This window comes from Fuerstiella sp. (assembly GCA_022447225.1).
In the GTDB taxonomy this organism is placed as follows: Bacteria; Planctomycetota; Planctomycetia; order Planctomycetales; family Planctomycetaceae; genus S139-18.
In genome coordinates, this window is sequence record JAKVAZ010000011.1 from 112,225 (window position 1) to 127,556 (window position 15,332).

Genomic DNA, 15,332 nt, shown 5'->3' on the forward strand with positions numbered 1-15,332 from the left:
GGCTGCTGTGGCCGGCACGCCTTGACAAGAGCTTCATTCTGTGACTATCACACTCACACTTGAGGTTAATTCTGTTTCTTCTGTCTGCCCCCGTTACTCAAATCGTCAGGTAATCGACGAGGTCTGTCATGTTGTTGGCAATGACACTGGAATTTTTGGATCGATCCTTTCTGGAACCGCTTTCCTCAGCTGGACCACCTGTTCGGCACGTTGTGCGTCCGGTTGCTGTATCAGATGATGATGATGATGATGACTTCGACGATGATCTGGATGACTTTGACGACGATGGAGATGATGACGACGACTTTGACGACGACTTCGACGACGACGACTTCGACGACGACTTTGACGACGCCGACGCCGCCGACGACGCCGACGATGATGACGACTTCGACGACGACGATATCTGAATTTTCGGGTCAGAGATGCCGTTCAGTGATTCAGGACAGAAACAGAAATGGTCGTCCTTTCGGCAGGGCGTTGGTTCTGTGTTAAACGTCAGCGGAAACAGCTTGTATGCAGAGTTTGAGTACTCATGCGGCTGAAGCCGCTACGGCGATTCGATCACAGTGGCCAGGTGCCGCACCGGACTACGGTTTGATTCTGGGCACCGGACTCGGCAGCCTCGCGGAGCAAATCGACGTGGCTGTCAGGATACCTTATTCTGATATTCCTCATTTTCCGCAATCGACTGCGCCGTCGCATGCCGGACAACTGGTATGCGGACATCTGCATGGCGTTCCGCTCGTGGCGATGGAAGGTCGCCTGCATTATTACGAAGGTTATTCGCTGCTCGAAGTAACGTTTCCGGTGCGCGTCATGAAAGCACTGGAGGTAGAGACACTGATCGTCACGAGTGCTGTGGGAGGAATGAATCCCCAGTATAACCTGGCTGATCTTGTGATACTGGAAGATCACATCAATCTGATCCCGGACAATCCACTGCGAGGGATTAACGACGATTCGCTGGGACCTCGATTTCCCGATATGAGCGAACCCTATTCGTCTGAACTCCTCCAGCTGGCGAAAGCGACGGCGCTGCAACTGTCGATTGTTGCTCACACGGGTGTATTGGTCGCTGTTGCCGGTCCTAATCTGGAAACTCGAGCCGAATATCGTATGCTCAGACACATGGGGGCAGATATTGTGGGTATGTCCACAGTGCCGGAGATCATCGTGGCACGTCATGCCGGGATGAAGACACTGGGCTTCTCAATCGTGACAGATATGTGCCTGCCGGATGCACTTGATCCGGTTGACATTGAAAAAATTCTTTCGGTTGCGGCTCAGGGGGGAGAGCGTCTGGAACGGCTTCTGGTTGAGTTGTTTCGCCGATTCGCAGAATGATGACGAACGTTGTTCGGTCCGCGTTTTTGACGGAGCTGCCATTGTGGCTGCGGGCGTCGTGGAGTCCGGCATAAAGAATCCGAACATTTCCCACAAGTTGACCACTGAGTGAGGACTAGTTTGCAGGACTGCCGGGTTTGTTGTCGTTCGCGAGGGCAACGGCTCCCAATCCTAACCCGGCCAGACCAAGTAACTCACCAAATCCACCACCGCCGCCACCGGACGGTTGTCCTGCCTCTGAAAGTTCTTGAGGAGCACTCGAATCAGATGCATCTGAACTATTGTTCGCTGCACCTGCTCCTCGAACCATACCCATGGAAAACGGAACCATTTTGCGCACGGCGGTCAATGTTCCTTTGCCAGCACCAGCCCTGGCCACTCCACCAACAACGTCGATTCCCATATAGCCAATACCGTCGCGGCCGGCAACGACCATAGAATAGATTCCGGGAAGCAGATTCGTCTGTACGAATGATCCGTCCGGATTTACCGTTGTTCGTGCCACCACGATGTCATCGGAGATAAAGCTGACCGTGAGATCTCTGACAGGGGAAATATTTCCGGTTACCGGATCAAGCAACGTCAGTTGCCCTTCAAGTGAACCATTCGGGGTCAGATGAATGGGGGCATGGCCCAGGTATGTTTCAGCGGTAGCCAGACGGTTTGCTGCCAATCCGGTTTCCATGGCGGCGCCTCCCGATGATGCTGCGGCCCCTTCCACAGGATCGACTGTGACACTGCTGATCACGGAATCAAGAGTGGTGGCGTCGCGTGCCGGAGTCAATGCCGACTCGATTTGAGCAGCCATCTTGACAGACACGGGACGTGACTGCCCCGCAGTCATCTCCTGAGCGACTGCGAAGTTCCCGGCAACAGCCCGGATTCCATACGACAGCTTTCCCTGGGGACCAGCCGCATTAATTGTATACAGACCCGGTTTCAAACGATCAAAGGTGCATGCCCCCTCTGAATCTGTTCTGTCCGTTGTTTTACTGCCGTCTGCTGAAATCAGTGTGACTTCGATATCGGCCACAGGGCCCAGCTCACCGGACGGTATACTCATTGCTGAGAATTCTGCGGTCAGAGAACCATCCGCTGTCAGCGGTAAGACGGTAGACGAATCATCGACAGTTGAAAGCGTTTGGATCGTTTCTGCCGGATCTGTTGTACCATGGGCATCCGGTGATTCGAGGACATCTGCCGCTGAATTGGCGACAGCTGCACTGACGGTCACATAAATCGTTCCGGCACTGATTCCAAGAGACATTGTGAGAGCAATGAATCCCGGCGATGATACTCTCGGTCGTTTCATCACATCACTCTTCGACAGAAACACATGGCTTTAAGTGATTATCTGTTGATTTCCTGACCAGCACACCGCAGTCAGTCAGCATCGGAGAACTACATCTCCGGATACAATCCTGATCATCCCGCACGGTGAATTGCAACCACGGGAAATGGTAAATCAATGGATTGAGGGACATCCAGAGTATCCCGCGACTCAATCGAAGTTAATTCAGAAACCTGGCGCGTTCTTCGGGGGTGGGAATACGACACGACTCGTATCGACCGAATAAGCGATAACGAGAGGCTGAAATACAGCGATATCCGAAATCCCGCACGAATCTCGGGATCAGTAACAGCAATACTGCGAACAGGCCCGAAACTCCTCCCAGATCCCGTAAGATCTGCAGGACAGCTGTGGACCGGTAATACAGTTGTCCGTCACGATAATAGACGATTGTGTCCAGTCGTTTGCGCACATCAGCACAGAGTACTTCTGTCGCCGTAGTGCCCTGCAGGGGAGCAAACTGCAGGATTTCTTTTGTGTCACGCTTCAATAGAAAGTTGATCGTGTAATTGCAGAGACCACAGACACCATCAAAGAAAACGATTCGGTCCGCCGGGACTGACGGCGGAACAGATTTTTCACCGAGTGTTGAGTTGTCTGCAGATGTTTCCGGCATGACGAGAGCCTGACTGGTTGGATTCCGTCAATTTCTGAATTTGTTTTGCCTGAAGCTGACAGGTAACAGGTGGTTCGCTCGCAGGAGAATCCTACTTACCATTCCGTCAAAACACTGTCATTGTAACGCATGTTTTGGGTTACATGTCGAATCACTGGTTGCACTTGTTCCCGAAGTTCACTCTGATTCGCTTTGACAGCGATTCGTATCCGAAAACGGCATTGCCTCATCTTTCGTCCGCTATGTCATCTGATTCTGATTCTAAACGTTCGTCATCAGCCCGTCGCGGTATTTGGTCGGTTTCATTTGTCAGCTACCTGACAATGAATCTGATGACGGTCATCAATGACAGCATGTTTCGCTGGCTGGTGGTGCCCATTGCCAAGTATCGAGCAACGCAGGATTTACCTGCGGAACAGATCGCCGGTCGGGAATCGCTGATTCTGGGACTTGGTCTCGGGTGTTTTATTCTGCCGTTTATGGTGTTCTCACCCTGGTCCGGCTGGCTTGCGGATCGGTTCAGCAAACGCCGGGTGACGATCGCTTTGAAGATTGCTGAACTGATTATCATCACTGCAGGATTGTTCACGATCCGGTTTGGCAGCCTGACGATGCTGTTTGTCATTCTTTTTTTGATGGGTACACAAAGTGCGCTATTGACAACGACGAAGTTTGGAATCATTCCTGAACTGGTTCCGAGGAGGCAGCTGTCGGCTGCAAACGGACTGTCGGGACTGGTTACGCTGGTGGGAGTTATCGCCGGAACCGTGGCTGGAAACGGTCTTTATGGAATGTCTGACCGGACCGGTCTGTCGGGGCTGTGGATATCCGCAGTGGCTCTGCTGGGTGTGGCTGTGACCGGACTGCTGGCCAGTTATCCCATCGATCGCGTGGCGGCCTGCAGACCATCAATGCCGTTTCCGGCTAATTTGATTCGTTACTCGATTCGGGATCTGCGACTGGTCATGGAGAACCGGGCCATTCGTCGTGTGACTTTGGGGATCGTTTTTTTCTGGTCACTGGCTTCGCTGTCCCAACTCACGATCGATACGTTCGTCAATAACGAGCTCGAAATGAAACAGGATGCGGTCGGGCCGTATCTGGCCGTTCTTTCGATTGGTGTGGGACTGGGGAGCGTTCTGGCAGGGTGGTGGTCTGGTGGACGAGTGGAACTCGGTATGGTGCCGCTTGGGTCACTGATGATGACCCTGGCCAGTGTTCTGGCATTTTTCAGCAGTGGGTCTCCGTATCTGTTTGGCGTTTCGCTGTTCCTGATTGGACTGGGGGGTGGTCTGTTCAGCGTCCCGCTTAATGCGTTTATTCAGGAACGCAGTCCGCATGGTCAACTGGGTGCAATACTGGCGGCAGGAAATCAACTCACCGCAGTGGGGATGATCTTCGTGGCCATGGTGTTTCCTTTTCTCAGAAATCAGCTGGGAATGGCGTCCAATCAGGTATTCCTGCTGGCCGGATTGTGGACGCTGCCGATCTTCCTCTATGTTTGCTGGTTGATTCCCCGGGCCACCATTCGGTTTGTTGTGTGGTTGTTCAGTCGAACCATTTACCGTGTTCGTAAGTACGGCGTCGAAAATATTCCCGAACAGGGTTCTGCGTTGCTGGTCGCTAATTACGTGACCTGGCTGGATGCGATTCTGATCCTGCTGGCAAGTTCCCGTCCCGTCCGATTGATTGCGTGGGCTGATTATGTTGAAGGGCCGTTGATGGGCAAACTGGCCGGTTTGTTCGGGATTATTCCGATCCGCTCTTTGGACGGGCCCCGGGCACTGGTGAAATCTTTAGACACGGTCCGCGAAGCGCTGAGAAACGACGAATTGGTATGCATTTTTTCTGAGGGACAGATTACCCCGTCCGGGCAGTTGTTAAAGTTTGAACGTGGTATGCTGGAGATCCTCAGGGGGACAGATGCGGACGTGATTCCGGTCTACCTGGATGAGCATTGGGGAAGTCTCTTCAGTTATCATGGTGGCCGTGTTTTTTGGAAAAAACTCGGCCACTGGCCTTATCCCGTTTCGATCAGCTTTGGAAAACCCCTCTCACGTGTGAATGACGTCCACGTCGTGCGACAGTCAGTGCTGGAACTTGGCGCTGAATCTTTTGCACGAAGAAAGGAACGCAGAATGATTCCTGCCCGTCGGTTTATTCGCCAGTGTCGTCTTGCATGGAACCGCACCAAGTGTGCTGACTCTTCGGGTGTTGAGCTTACCGGAGGCCGACTACTAACAGGAACGCTGGCGTTTCACCGGCTGCTGACATCGTCAGTCCTGTATCCTGAAGTCAGGAATGTTGGGGTCCTGTTACCGCCGTCTGTGGGTGGGGTTCTGGCGAATTCTTCACTGAGCCTTGCCGGCAAAGTGACCGTGAATCTGAACTACACACTTTCGGAAGACGTTGTCAATTATTGTATCCGAACGGCGGGAGTGAAGCAGATCATCACCAGCAGGCGTTTCATGAAACAGCGTCCATACGAGCTGGACGCAGAGTTGATTTTCATGGAAGACCTGCGCCCGAAAATCACGGGAGTCGATAAAGCCAGAGCGTTTGCAGCAGCTCGATTCATGCCGCTTGGGATACTGAGTAAACGACTGGGACTGCACCTCGCGGAGCCCGATGACCTGATGACGATCGTATTTACATCAGGATCAACCGGAGAGCCGAAAGGTGTGATGTTGTCGCACAACAACATCCTGTCCAACCTGGATTCCATGACCGGAATATTTAATCTGACAAGTGAGGATACGATTCTGGGTGTGCTGCCGTTTTTTCATTCTTTCGGCTTCACCGTTACAATGTGGCTGATGCTGTGTGCCGATCCGGCAGGGGTTTATCATTTCAATCCTCTGGACAGTCGGGAGGTGGCAAAACTCTGCGAAAAACAACGTGTCAGCATTCTGGCAGCGACGCCCACGTTTCTCAGAACGTACCTCAAGAGGTGCACCCCGAAGCAAATGGAGTCTGTGAGTCTTGCCATTGTTGGAGCGGAAAAACTGCAACCGGAACTGCGCAACGCCTGGCAGGAAAAATACGGGATCGAACCGACCGAAGGCTACGGTGCGACTGAACTTTCACCGGTCGCGTCGTTCAATGTTCCGGACAGCCGAATCAGTGGAGGAGCAGGCGGCTTCGAAGGACTACGACACGGAACCGTTGGTCGTGTGACTCCCGGATCCGTTGCTGCCGTCTTTAGCCCGGAAACCGGAGAACAACTGGGAACGAATCAGAGCGGACTGCTCAAAATTAAGGGGCCCAATGTGATGTTGGGATACCTTGACCGACCTGAACTGACAGCTGAGGTTATTCAGGACGGCTGGTACAACACAGGGGACATTGGATGCATTGATGATGAAGGTTTCATTGAAATTACAGGACGTCAGAGTCGCTTCTCCAAAATTGGCGGAGAGATGGTTCCACATATAAAAATCGAACAGGAACTGACGCGTATCCTTGAGGATGATGACACGGATGACCCGGATGTCATTTGTGCCGTGACAGCGGTTCCCGACGTTCGTAAAGGCGAACGTCTGGTGGTGTTGCATCGGCCTATTGCCCGGCCGGTTTCAGAAGTGATTGATGAACTAAAACGGGCCGGGCTTCCGAACCTCTGGATTCCTTCCGTAGAGAGTTTCCGTGAAGTTGATTCACTGCCACTGCTGGGCACGGGAAAGCTGGACCTTCACGCAATGAAACAGGTTGCCCTGCAGGCTTTTGGTCCTGAGCAGTAATCACGGCGCCAAATGTTAAGTAACCGGGTTCGAACGTCTCACACGAGGCTCGATCCGGCAACTGATTTCCGAACGATTCCCGGCACCGCGAAGTCTGATGCAAACTCTGCCACCTCGCAGCGAATTCGTTTCAATTCATTGTTGTTGTCGACATTCCGGAGTGTTTCCAGAATCCATGCACCAACACGCCGCATTTCATCTGTTTTCATTCCGCGAGTCGTCAGGGCAGCCGTTCCGATTCGCACTCCACTTGGATCCAGTGGCTTACGTGTGTCAAACGGAATCATATTTTTGTTGACAGTGATTCCTGCTTGTTCCAGAGCCGTTTCCGCGATCTTGCCCGACAGTCCGGCGGCAGTGACGTCGCACAGTATCAAGTGGTTGTCGGTTCCGCCCGAGGCGAGTCGCAGATCTCCTGCAATGAGTATTTCTGCCAGCGTTTGAGCGTTTTCCACGACCTGTTGAGCGTACTGCTTAAAGGATGGCTGCAGTGCTTCACCAAAACAAACCGCTTTCGCAGCGACGATGTGCATTAACGGCCCGCCCTGCATGCCCGGAAATACGCTTCGGTCCAGATCACGTGCATTGTCTTTTCTGCACAGGACGAATCCGGATCGCGGGCCGCGCAGCGTCTTGTGTGATGTGGATGTGACGAAGTCAGCGACCGGGACCGGACTGTTGTGGATTCCTGCGGCGACCAGACCTGCATAATGAGCCATGTCAACCATCAACACAGCGTTATTCTCACGTGCAATCTCGGCAAATTTTGCGTGTTCGATTTCCCGTGGATAAGCGCTGGCACCTGCCACGATGATTGCCGGTTTGTGTGTTTTTGCCAGGGCGGCTACCTGGTCGAAGTCGATGAGATGGTTATCTTCACGAACCCCATAATGAACGGTTCTGTAGAGCTGTCCGCTGAAATTTAGATGCATGCCGTGAGTGAGATGTCCCCCGTGAGCGAGGTCCATTGCCAGAATGGTATCACCCGGTTTCAGAACCGTCAGATAGACGGCCATGTTTGCCTGAGAACCGGCGTGCGGCTGGACATTGGCATGTTCTGCACCAAACAGTTCACACGCGCGGGTTCGTGCGATATCTTCCACCTGGTCAACATGAGCACAGCCACCGTAATAGCGCCGTCCGGGGTAACCTTCGGCATACTTGTTTGTCAGCACGGTGCCGGCTGCTTCCATGACAGCAGGACTCGTATAATTTTCGGACGCAATCAGTTCTAGCCCTTCGACCTGTCGTTCGCGTTCCTGACAGATGGACTTCCAGACAGCTGCATCAGCAGATTCAAGTGTGGACATGTTTCGGTTTGGTAAACTGTCAGTTGATATGAGAGTTGGGGCAGACGCATTCACACTCGTGTCAGCAATTCTGTTTTGCCCCGAATTCGGGATTTTCGTGTCTTATAGCACCAGAAAGGCCGATTGCTACCGAACGTCGATCAGGCACGGTATCTTCGACAAATTCAGGTCTTAATTCCTGTCCCGACACAGTAAAGGTGTGCGTGTGTCTGATCGACTGGCCCATTTGCAAAGTTCTCTGCCGCTGTCCGGTGAATCTGTTGCGTTCACGGGGACTCTCGCGTCAATGACGCATCGGGCCGCCGGCGAATTGACAGAACAATATGGGGGCAGATACGTTCGATCTGTTTCACGGGTGATTTCTATACTGGTGGTCGGTGAAGAAGGATGGCCACTTGAAGATGACGGCCAGACATCACAAAAATTGCTGCAGGCCTGCAACCTCATTGCAGATGGAGCGGAATTGCGGATTCTTTCCGAATCGGACTGGCTGCATCTGACGGGACTAAACGAACAGCGTGATGATATTCGGCGAGCTTACACGCCGGCAATGCTCAGTCAGCTGCTGGTGGTTCCGGTCAGTATGATTCGCCGCTGGGCGAGGATTGGTCTGATTCGTCCGGTTCGTCGTATTTGTCGCCTGCCTTATTTTGACTATCGCGAGGTCTCCAGTGCGCAGCGGCTTGCCAGTCTTCTTGACGAGGGGGTGAGTCCGGCCGTGTTGGAGACCAGTCTCACCCAGCTGAGTCAAACACTTGCAGGGACCGATCGTTCGTTGTCACAACTGAACCTTCTGGTTCAGGATGAAAAGGTGGTGATTCGCGATCAGTACGGCGTTGTTAACCCGCGAACCGGCCAGCGTTTACTCGATTTTGAAGCTCAGCAGCAGATCGGAGTGCATGGTGCGGGTGCTGCTGATGATTCGGTCCCAAATCAGGATGATGACGATGAAGATGAATCAATACCGGTATCGATCTCGTTTGCGGAAGCGAGTTTGCGGATTGGAGACCGGGATATGCAGGAATGGACGTCCGGTGAGTGGTTTCACGAGGGATGTCGGCTGGCTGAAGAGTCGGCCTGCGAATCCGCAGTCAACGCGTTTCGCAACAGTCTGAGTTTACTGGGTGCTGAATGGAGTTCGTCTCGTAACAGTGATCTGATGATGGTGGCGGATGGCATGCCGGATCCTGCCGAAGTGAATTTTAATCTGGCTGATGCATTGTACCGGATGGGGCGTAAGGATGCGGCGATAGAACGTTATCACTGCGCGATCGAATTCGCACCTGATTTTATTGAAGCGTGGACTCAGCTGGGATGTCTGCATTCCGAATCGGGTGACCTTGAAAACGCTGAAGATTCATTTCAGACTGCGATCGCCATTCATGCGGCTAATCCGGATGCCCTGCTTCACTACGCCCAGTTGCTGGACTCGGCGGGGCGAGTCGAAGAAGCATTGGAATGCTGGAAAGAGTACCTCCGCCACGATTTCCGGGGACCCTGGGCCGATCATGCTCGGGAACGACTGCAGGATGCTGAGGTGGTCACTACGTAAGGTTACACACACACACACACACATTTGTGTGTTCACGCCGGCGGATTCGGATACTGATGGTTGCCACTTCGTCAAAATCGTCCGTCCCGACGTTCCCGAGCAGGCAGGATCTCCAGGCAGGTTGTCCACCATCCGTTCAGAATTGTTTCAACAAATTCAGGCGGAAGCGATTCGGCCTGCATTTCTGACGCCAATCGGTGATGGTTGTATCGAATTGGAACGAAATCAATACTGACCGGCACTGTCAGGTCGGACCCGCGACATACTGAGGCATTTTTGTCTGCGTCCACTCCAGTTCGCAGGATGGTCGACCAGACATACGTCTGACCATCATTTTCCGGTCGTCCCAGAACGCCTACATTGATATAGCGACGGCCATCTGACAATTCTCGCTCCCAGTGAATTCCGGAATGTGTTCCGGCGATTATGTCCGCGTCGTATTCCAGACTAAGTCGGTCGAGGAATGCAGTACTGGTTGACGATTCCCACAGAAATTCATTCGTCTTTCTCGGACTGCCGTGACACAACAGGATTTTCAGGCCGTCTGCCGTCACACGAATCTCAACCGGCAGGTCTCTTAGCCAGATCTTGTTGTCGTCGCTGGTGTTTTTTAGTGTGTACTCGTAACTGATTTGAGCGAAATGATTGTCTCGCGGATCCGTATAGCCACACTGACAGTTGTCCAGTTGGTTGCCGATACTGTCATCGTAGTTCCCCTGCACACACCTGATGCTGTGATCGTGGAGTAGCGGGAAGACTCGGTCGGGATGAGGGCCGAAGGCGCCGAGATCACCAAGGCAAAAGATGTGATCCACGTTACGAGCCCTGGCGTCCGCAATTGCGGATGTCAGGGACAGATAATTGCTGTACAGACCTCCGAACAGTGCAATTTTCATGACTTCGTCGGAAGCTCCGGACGACTCAGTGTGGTATTGCTGCAGATGGCACCATACTGGTAGCAGGTATAGCACGCGCCGTGCTGCATTGGAAATGACTGCAGCGACCCGGCAAGTGTTTTGCCCATGCGGGCATCCGGAGATTCAATCAAAATTGGACATACAAAAACGCCCCGACTTGTGATCACGCGACTGTGATGGCACAGCAGTTGGTCTCGATCGAAGTCGTGCATCATCTCAGGGCTGACGCGTTCGGTGTCGTGGTAACCTTCGGTACGGTTTTCTTCAGCTCCGATTTTTAAACGAGGCAGGATTTTTAAACGGGGGCGGCTGCACCCGTGTCGCTTCAGAACCGATCGGAATTTCTCCAGAATCGGCAGACTTTCGGAGTCGTCCCACGTCTGAGTCATCGTGATGATTGGCAGAAAACCGGCGTTACAAAGCAGACTCACACCCTGAATGGCTTTGTCGAATGTACCGGCCCCACGGACAGGGTCATTGATTTCCGGTGATGGACCGTCGATCGAGACACGAAATTCCAGGCTGAACCGGCCGGCCTGCTCTGCAGCGTAAAGTTCGTCCAGCCACGCGGATTTTAATACAGTTCCGTTTGTGAGCACGGTGGCGGGGCCATACTCCAGGGTGCGTTTGAGCATTTGTCGCAGATCTTTGTTCAGAAATGGTTCCCCTCCGGTGAAATAGTATTCGCGTACACCATGCTGCACAGATTCCTGAAGCGCTGTTTCCACATCTTTGTATGACAGGAATTCAAAGCTGTGGTTGTGGGGACTGCAGCTGATAAAACAGTGTTCGCACTTCAGGTTGCAGACCGTACCTGCAACCTGAAACCACAATTCATCCAGGGAACGAAGCTCAATCGACGGACAGATTGATGCTGTCTGGGATATCAAACCGGCGTCTCCTTGGGACACAGATACTGATCGAAAAGTTGTTCAATTTGATCGAATCCATTTTTCATGAGGAACCTCGGGTCGCGACCGTAACTGGCGGCACCCAGAATATAGAAATGGGGTTCCGGGTTACTGAGAAGTTCCACCGTTCCGCCTGTCTGGTTCAGGCAGTCGTCTGAAGTTTCCCCGATAAGATGAGCGGCCAGTTTGATGGGACCTTCGGTCGCGTAGCAACGATGGATTTGCAGTTCTTCAAACGGGCGATTATCGGGCCGAAAACCCGGATTTGCCACGACGCGATCGCAGGTCAGTGTTTTCTGATGACCGTCAGCTGATGATATGTTCAGCTGATATTTACCATTGTTGCGTTCGATCGATTCGACCTGAACGCCTGGACACCACTGGACCGGGGATCCGGGACGCAGGGCCAGCGCATTGGCCTGATCTGTCAACGCACGCCGCTCCGGTAAACGATCGTCGGCAACAGGTGCAATCGGTACGTCTCGAGAACCCCGGGTGATCCATGTCATATTCAGAACAGAGTTCTGCAGCACGCAGACCGATGTTGCAGCTGAATAGCCGCTGCCGATCACGAGGGTGTGATCCGACGAACCAGGGAGTGACTGTGGTGCTGCAATTTCGTAATCAGCATGAGTGAGGCAACGTAGCTCCCCTGGACACGGAATTCCCCCGATACCGACAGCACGATGTTGCGTTGTGAATCCTGTACAATCGAACAGTATTTCAGATTCCATTACGGTTTCAGAACCATCTCCTCGCCGGACGAGCAGACGAAACGGAGACGTGGAGCGTTCCGGCTTTCTGACTGCGTCTTTTTTTCCATACATACTGCGACTGACAGCAATGAGTTCAGTGGACGTTTGAATCACCCCCCGCAGCTGTTCGCTGGCGGCCAATGGACTGAGATAGTGTTGTACGTATGCGTCCCCGGTGAGAAGTTCATCACCGTGCGGTAGTGGTGCTGTTTCCGCTGCCGCAGTTCGACCGCTGGCGGTGCTGTTCATAGAAAACGGCGTGAACAGTTTGACATGGGCCCATCGCTGTATCGCTGCCCCGACGTTCCCTCGTTCCAGCACGGTGACATGGAATCCGTTCATTTTGGCCTGCAGTGCTGCGTGCAGACCAATGGGGCCGGCTCCCACGACGATGAGACGGTTCATTAGTTTCTCAAAAAAATGACAAGCCGTTTGATGCGAACGACCGTAATGACCAATCGTCTTACACGAATGCTTTCAACTTGAGAAGTCGGTTATGACTTGGTGTTGAAAAATGTGAACGGGGTTGCAACATGCCGTCACCGGCAGATTTGAATGTTCTTACGGGGGCACGGTCGAGTCAGGATCTGTGTAGCTGACTATGGAAGCTCCGTGATTCCGCAATGTTTAACAAAACTCACCAAATCACCAGTTTTTACCAGTGCGTACAATCAGGATTTTCAATGAAGGCACGCGTCGGGATACCCGATAACACACTACGGACAACATGGGGACTTGATTGGGTTGGGGCGGCAATGGTCCTCCTGCACATGATTGATCGGATGAAATGAAGGTAGAGGGGCGGCTGATGCGGGGGCGATTAAAGCTGTTTCAGAGTGACGGCAGCTGGCAGCACGAAGACTCCAGAGCAACACACGCTGTAATGCCGCTGGAGGACTTTGCTCGGGTCATCGCAGATGCCGTGACGTGGGACCGAACCTGGCTACAGGATTTTTCCGATGACCAGGTGATTGTTTCACAGGATTTGTACGAAATCATCCGGATGTGCAACGATATCCGTCAGGTCCGGGCGTAACCCTGAATCACGTATGCCTGCGGTACGATCACTCCGCAATGGCTGATCATCAACTGTCCCGCCTGCATACCGTTTCAGAATTCATACAAAACGGCACAGACTGCCGTTTTTTTTTGGTTTCGGCGACAGGCAGTTTTTGCTGCAAAGTTTATGAGATGATCTGCAGCACCTGGAGTGCAGCCGGAATGGCCGAACTTCGGACGATTTGTTCATCCGAAGTCGTATGACTACGGCACCCCGAATCCATGTTTTGACAATGTGCCGGTGATCAGCCGCAACCGTGATACCTCTCCGTGGAAATCGGATGAGCAGATAACACGGGTACCGTCATTCCGTAAACTTTCGTCCATAAATAACCTGACCGGCCACGAGTTTTTGCTGTGCAGATAACGGCGCCTTGCAATTCCACACCCTGATCTTCAACATTTGGCTATGTACGAATCGGGTCGTCAGGATGCCATCAAAATCTGGCGGACAGCTGTCAATGCAGTCAGTTCCGAAAGTCTGGTGCGCCGTTCCCTGTTTGCAGATTCCAGTACACTTACAGTCAAAAATCAGAAAATTCCTCTGTCTGGTGTGGGGCATATCGAGATCGTAGGCGCCGGTAAAGCCGGTGCCGGTATGGCCCGCGGGGTCGAGCAGGCGTTGAGTGGTCTTCCTGAATCGATTACCCGGTCGGGCTGGATCAACGTTCCCGACGATTGCGTTGACAAGCTGGGTTTTATTGTGCTGCACAGCGCCCGACCGGCCGGAGTGAATGAGCCGACACAGGCGGGAGTCGATGGAACAGTTGAGATCATGCGACGTGTCTCACGACTCAAACCAAACGATATTTGTATAACTCTTCTTTCCGGTGGTGGCAGTGCACTGCTTCCTGCTCCGATTCGCGGAGTCAGTCTTGCCGACAAGCTTGCTGTTACAAAGCTGTTGTCGTCGTCGGGGGCATCGATTCAGGAACTCAATACGGTCCGCAGTCGAATTTCGGCGGTTAAGGTCGGTGGTCTGGCGAGAGCATGTTCTGCTGCGAATCTTGTCACATTGATTATCTCAGATGTGATTCGTGACCCACTGGATATCATTGCTTCCGGACCAACCTGGCTGTCCGCGTCACACGATCGTGCCGATCCCCTGGAAGTGCTGATGAGGTTTGATCCGGACCTGAGTCAAACGCCGCGCTCGATCGTTGAGGCTCTGCGCCAACCTGTTGAATATGATGTGTCTCGATGCAGCGTTCGTAATCATATCATTGGAAATAACCACGTTGCCCTCAGTGCAGCGGCAAACGCTGCCAGGGATCTGGGCTACCAGGTGGAATCATGGGGTTCCGAAAATGCAGGATCTGCGTCGGATCTGGGAAAACAGCTGATTGCGCGACTTGAGGAGGTTCGATCCGTGGTTCAAAACACAGGTCAACCGGTGTGCCTGCTGGCGGGGGGCGAAACCACCGTTCAGTTGTGCGATGAGTCCATTCGAGGGAGCGGTGGTCGAAATCAGGAGGTGGTTCTGAGTGCGGTTGTTCAGCATCCGGATCCTGTGTTCTGGCGGGGATTATCACTGCTGTCAGGGGGCACGGATGGTGAAGACGGTCCTACGACATCCGCGGGCGCAGTGGCCGACGAAGAACTGCTTGTGTTAGTTCACGCCGGAAAGATCAGTCCGGAAAGATATCTCCGTAACAACAATGCCTGGCCGTTTTTCGACCAAACCGGCGGACTGTTGAACACCGGTCCAACCCATACGAATGTAATGGACGTGCAGGTGGGCCTTGTTCATCCGTAGATCACCCGCAACTGTCGG

Annotated in this window: 12 protein-coding genes; 6 read left to right on the plus strand and 6 right to left on the minus strand. The window is 53.0% G+C overall.

From position 1 onward, the window contains the following. The first annotated feature begins 128 nt into the window (after positions 1 to 128). Together MK110_13620 and MK110_13625 are read left to right on the plus strand one after the other, a co-directional pair. Positions 129 to 410 (plus strand): hypothetical protein, encoded by a 282-nt coding sequence (locus MK110_13620; protein ID MCH2212338.1) that lies wholly within the window; start codon positions 129 to 131, stop codon positions 408 to 410. 106 nt (positions 411 to 516) lie between these two features. Continuing rightward, positions 517 to 1,347, plus strand: coding sequence for a purine-nucleoside phosphorylase (locus tag MK110_13625; GenBank protein MCH2212339.1), 831 nt, complete (start codon positions 517 to 519; stop codon positions 1,345 to 1,347). Between the two features lie 115 nt (positions 1,348 to 1,462). On the opposite strand, the gene MK110_13630 is transcribed toward MK110_13625, so the two are convergent. Then, positions 1,463 to 2,659 (minus strand): hypothetical protein, encoded by a 1,197-nt coding sequence (locus tag MK110_13630; protein ID MCH2212340.1) that lies wholly within the window; start codon positions 2,657 to 2,659, stop codon positions 1,463 to 1,465. Between the two features lie 199 nt (positions 2,660 to 2,858). Next, positions 2,859 to 3,314, minus strand: coding sequence for a DCC1-like thiol-disulfide oxidoreductase family protein (locus tag MK110_13635; GenBank protein ID MCH2212341.1), 456 nt, complete (start codon positions 3,312 to 3,314; stop codon positions 2,859 to 2,861). Between the two features lie 323 nt (positions 3,315 to 3,637). Here MK110_13635 and MK110_13640 point away from each other — a divergent pair, with 323 nt between their 5' ends. Continuing rightward, positions 3,638 to 7,054, plus strand: a complete 3,417-nt coding sequence (locus MK110_13640; GenBank protein MCH2212342.1) for an MFS transporter — start codon at positions 3,638 to 3,640, stop codon at positions 7,052 to 7,054. A gap of 38 nt (positions 7,055 to 7,092) precedes the next feature. On the opposite strand, the gene MK110_13645 is transcribed toward MK110_13640, so the two are convergent. After that, positions 7,093 to 8,364 carry a serine hydroxymethyltransferase gene (locus tag MK110_13645; GenBank protein MCH2212343.1) on the minus strand — a complete coding sequence of 424 codons (1,272 nt, stop codon included), beginning with the start codon at positions 8,362 to 8,364 and terminating at the stop codon, positions 7,093 to 7,095. 205 nt (positions 8,365 to 8,569) lie between these two features. Between MK110_13645 and MK110_13650 the strand changes: the two genes are divergently transcribed. Further along, the gene (locus MK110_13650; GenBank protein MCH2212344.1) at positions 8,570 to 9,916 is read left to right on the plus strand and encodes a tetratricopeptide repeat protein; all 1,347 of its coding nucleotides are present in this window, start codon (positions 8,570 to 8,572) and stop codon (positions 9,914 to 9,916) included. Between the two features lie 71 nt (positions 9,917 to 9,987). On the opposite strand, the gene MK110_13655 is transcribed toward MK110_13650, so the two are convergent. The 3 genes from MK110_13655 to MK110_13665 are packed head-to-tail and all read right to left on the minus strand — an operon-like array spanning position 9,988 to position 12,904. Continuing rightward, positions 9,988 to 10,812 carry a metallophosphatase family protein gene (locus tag MK110_13655; GenBank protein MCH2212345.1) on the minus strand — a complete coding sequence of 275 codons (825 nt, stop codon included), beginning with the start codon at positions 10,810 to 10,812 and terminating at the stop codon, positions 9,988 to 9,990. Next, on the minus strand, positions 10,809 to 11,723 hold the full coding sequence (locus tag MK110_13660; GenBank protein ID MCH2212346.1) for a radical SAM protein: 915 nt from the start codon (positions 11,721 to 11,723) through the stop codon (positions 10,809 to 10,811). The genes MK110_13655 and MK110_13660 overlap by 4 nt, the downstream gene beginning before the upstream one ends. Beyond that, positions 11,720 to 12,904, minus strand: a complete 1,185-nt coding sequence (locus tag MK110_13665; protein ID MCH2212347.1) for an NAD(P)-binding domain-containing protein — start codon at positions 12,902 to 12,904, stop codon at positions 11,720 to 11,722. Before MK110_13665 ends, MK110_13660 begins: the two co-directional genes overlap by 4 nt. 403 nt (positions 12,905 to 13,307) lie before the next feature. Here MK110_13665 and MK110_13670 point away from each other — a divergent pair, with 403 nt between their 5' ends. Together MK110_13670 and MK110_13675 are read left to right on the plus strand one after the other, a co-directional pair. Further along, complete coding sequence (locus tag MK110_13670; GenBank protein MCH2212348.1) at positions 13,308 to 13,535, plus strand: hypothetical protein; 228 nt, start codon at positions 13,308 to 13,310, stop codon at positions 13,533 to 13,535. A gap of 432 nt (positions 13,536 to 13,967) precedes the next feature. Next, on the plus strand, positions 13,968 to 15,314 hold the full coding sequence (locus MK110_13675) for a DUF4147 domain-containing protein (protein MCH2212349.1): 1,347 nt from the start codon (positions 13,968 to 13,970) through the stop codon (positions 15,312 to 15,314). Positions 15,315 to 15,332: the final 18 nt, after the last annotated feature.